General features: G+C 40.7%; 3 protein-coding genes and 1 tRNA gene. 3 read left to right on the top strand and 1 reads right to left on the bottom strand.

What is annotated here, in order from left to right; translation table 11 throughout:
- Positions 1 to 119: 119 nt before the first annotated feature.
- Entirely contained in the window at positions 120 to 452 is a 333-nt protein-coding gene (fdxA, locus tag A5294_RS06075; protein WP_004105541.1) for a ferredoxin, read from the top strand.
- A 35-nt stretch (positions 453 to 487) separates the two neighbouring features.
- Here the strand turns inward: fdxA and dinB are convergent, their stop codons facing one another.
- Entirely contained in the window at positions 488 to 1,798 is a 1,311-nt protein-coding gene (gene dinB, locus A5294_RS06070) for a DNA polymerase IV (RefSeq protein WP_064340705.1), read from the bottom strand.
- A 109-nt stretch (positions 1,799 to 1,907) separates the two neighbouring features.
- On the opposite strand from dinB, the gene A5294_RS06065 reads away from it, so the two are divergent.
- Complete coding sequence (locus A5294_RS06065) at positions 1,908 to 2,840, top strand: DMT family transporter (protein WP_064340704.1); 933 nt, start codon at positions 1,908 to 1,910, stop codon at positions 2,838 to 2,840.
- A gap of 111 nt (positions 2,841 to 2,951) precedes the next feature.
- Positions 2,952 to 3,038, top strand: a tRNA-Ser gene (locus tag A5294_RS06060).
- Positions 3,039 to 3,151 lie beyond the last annotated feature (113 nt).

The raw sequence follows: 3,151 nt of genomic DNA, 5'->3' as shown, positions 1-3,151 counted from the left end.
ATTATTTATTTAGCAAGAAGTCGGCATACGGTTATATCGCATGCCGACTTTTTGTGTCATAGACTTTTCAAAAATGTTCTATAATAGAAAAGTTGCATAAAAGCAGAAAGGAGGGCGTTATGCCATATGTAATCGCAGAGCCTTGCGTTGATGTAAAAGATAAAGCGTGTGTAGATGAATGCCCTGTAGACTGCATTTATGAAGGCGATCGAACGCTTTATATTAACCCGAACGAGTGTGTGGATTGTGGAGCTTGCGAACCGGCTTGCCCAGTAGAAGCTATTTTTTATGAAGATGATTTGCCAGAAGGCTGGGAGTGGTATCGCGATGCTGCGGTTGATTATTTCGACAAGCTCGGAGATTTGGGAGGAGCTACAGATGCTGGAGCTTCCGGATGGGATGAAGCTCGCGTTGCAGCCTTGCCTCCGCGTTCAGATAAAGCAAGTAATTAATCATTTGAAAAAGTATTGTTTAATGTGGCGCGAGTTCATAATCCAATATGAGCCGCGTTGTTGCCGTATTTTTTGCGAACGGCATCTAAAGCGTGTTCTGCGTGACGCAATCTAGTATTTTTATTCATTGCGGACATGCTGTTTTGTGTAGGATTTTTAGATTCGCGAGTATTTTCCTCCAGAATATCGTTTAGAGAAGGCTGAAGTGAAACCTTATTTGTTGGCACAAGATTATTCGCTGTAACACCAGCTAAACGAACTGGGCTTAAAAGCTTTGTATTATTGCCTCCAAGAATGTAATTATGCACAGTTGGATTAGCTTTAGAAAGCAAAACAACGACATGCTCGTAAAACTCGTGTGTTGAATCAGTTGCGTTTTGCAAAGTAGAAGATCTAGTAACATAATGCAAGTCGCCAAAGCGTAGTTTTAACGTTATAGTGCGTGCCATAAGTTTTCTGTTTCGCAACTGTTGAGTTACTTCGCTGCAGCATTGCTGTAGTAATTGTTTAACAGCATTCTCGTCCGTGGTATCTGTATCAAGAGTTCGCTCACTTCCAATGGATTTTTCAGGGGTATGTGCAGTTACAGTGCGCTCGTCTATGCCCCTAACTGATTGATATATCATTCTTGCTAAGATTTGCGAACCTGTTATGCGAGTAAGCGTTGCTTCGTCAACATTTTTAAGCGACGTAACAGTAGATAAGCCCCAATCCTCAAGCTTATGTATTAAAGATGAGCCAATTCCTGGTATTGCGCGCAATGGCATTATTGATACAAAATCTTCATTGCATTTTTGCGGAATAAGAAGCATTCCATTAGGTTTTGCATTAGTGGAAGCCATTTTTGCAATAAGTTTATTGTTAGCAATACCAACTGAACATGTGATATGATACTTTTCAAATACTTCTTTTCGTACCCAAGTTCCAATATTTACAGGCGATTTCCACTGTAATAAAGCCGATTTAACATTCATATAGCATTCGTCAACAGAAACTTTTTCAACTTGATTAGTAATATGCAAAAAAATATTTTCAAAAATACTTTTGGAAACGCTTGAATAATAAGGAATGTCAACTGGCAAGAAAACTCCTTGTGGACAAAGATTTCTAGCTTTAACAACGGGCATAGCGGAATTAACGCCGTAAGCGCGCGCTTCGTAACTTGCTGCAGAAACAACAGCACGATTGCCTGTGCCAATAATAAGCGGCTTTCCTTTAAGCTCCGGATGTCTTGCAACTTCTAAAGAAGCATAAAATGCATCCATGTCGACGTGAAGTATGTTACAACCTGAGGTGTCGTGCCCCCAATCACGTTTCGCTGCTTGTACTCTCGGTGCTGTACTCATAAGTTTATAATAGAACAAACGTTCGATTTCATGGAAAAAATTTGTGGATTAAACTAATGTTTTTGTAAAAAAGCGTATGTCGGATCAATATTCATGTAGGGTTGTTGCTATGAAGCAATTTGTCGTCAATCTTTTACATCGCATGCCTGTGCTGCTTATTATCGTCATTGAGGCTTCAATGGTGTATACAGCAACTTCTGTTGCAAAAGTAGCTTTTAGCCAATTGGATCCTCTGTATGCAGTGTGGTATCGAGTAGGATTTATGACATTGTTGCTTTTGGCTTGGAGAAGACCATTTTCTCACAGCAAACGTAGTCTTTTACCAAAAACGCTACGAGAATGGGGGATTGTTGCAGCTGTTGGCGTGTCGTTAGTTGCTATGAACACTATGTTCTATGTTGCTATTAGTTGCATGGCTGTTGGCGTTGCGGTAACCATAGAATTCATAGGCCCCTTGCTTGTAGCTGTTATTACAGGTCATGAATGGCGAGAGCGTGTGGGAATTGTGATTGCTGTTTGTGGCATTATGCTGTTAGCTAGTGCTTCTATACATAGTTCAGTAAGCCCACATTTTCTAATTGGGTTATTCGCCATTCTTGTTGGCGGTTCAATGTGGGGTCTATATATTGTTTCAGGTCGCATGTTGGCAAAAAGTTCACACGCTATTGATCGTGTAAGTGTTGCAGCTCTTATTGGTTGGCTGCTGCAGTCTGTTGTTCTTGCTGTCCCTGCAGTGCAGCATGTTATTTCGCCTAAACCAGAAGCTACTTGGGCTGCTCGCCCTGGTGGTTCTTTTGCTTTACTTGCGTTAATGTTGGTTATTGCAATATGCGCTTCTTTCTTCCCAACTTTGCTTGATCAGGTTTTATTGAAACGTGTTACTTCTGCAAAATACTCTGTTATGCAAGCGTTGTATCCTGCGATCGCGGTTATTATTGGAATGGGATTTGGTGAAATTCCAACATTGACTGATATTGCAGGAATAATTCTTGTTATGTTTGCTGTAGTCGTAACGTTTTCTGGAGATCATAATCCTGTGTAGCACTGGATATTGTTATATTAATGTTATCTTAAAGTGTGTCGCCAAGCTTGTTTACAGTCCTTAAGAGGTGCTATAGTGTCAATCTGTTGCTGTTATGTACAGTAAACAAGTGGAGTCATGCCTGAGTGGCCGATAGGGGCACCCTGCTAAGGTGTTAGTCGTGTAAGCGGCTCGAGAGTTCGAATCTCTCTGACTCCGCGGGTTACTCCGGATTGCTTTTCGCGGTCCGGAGTTTTTGTTTTTGTTTTATCAATTACGTATAGAAAACGTGCAGTATGCAATTAAAATACGCTTATTTTACACTTTAGAAA

The sequence above is a fragment of the Gardnerella sp. 30-4 genome, from assembly GCF_001641215.1.
In the GTDB taxonomy this organism is placed as follows: Bacteria; Actinomycetota; Actinomycetes; order Actinomycetales; family Bifidobacteriaceae; genus Bifidobacterium; species Bifidobacterium leopoldii.
The sequence above is the reverse complement of the archived record's forward strand: the minus strand, read 5'-3'. Positions and strand labels throughout refer to the sequence as shown.

What these genes read in the sequence shown, in the direction of transcription:
- fdxA (WP_004105541.1), top strand. Translation starts at nt 120, where the DNA reads ATGCCATATGTAATCGCAGAGCCTTGCGTTGATGTAAAAGATAAAGCG.
- dinB (WP_064340705.1), bottom strand. Translation starts at nt 1,798, where the DNA reads ATGAGTACAGCACCGAGAGTACAAGCAGCGAAACGTGATTGGGGGCAC.
- A5294_RS06065 (WP_064340704.1), top strand. Translation starts at nt 1,908, where the DNA reads ATGAAGCAATTTGTCGTCAATCTTTTACATCGCATGCCTGTGCTGCTT.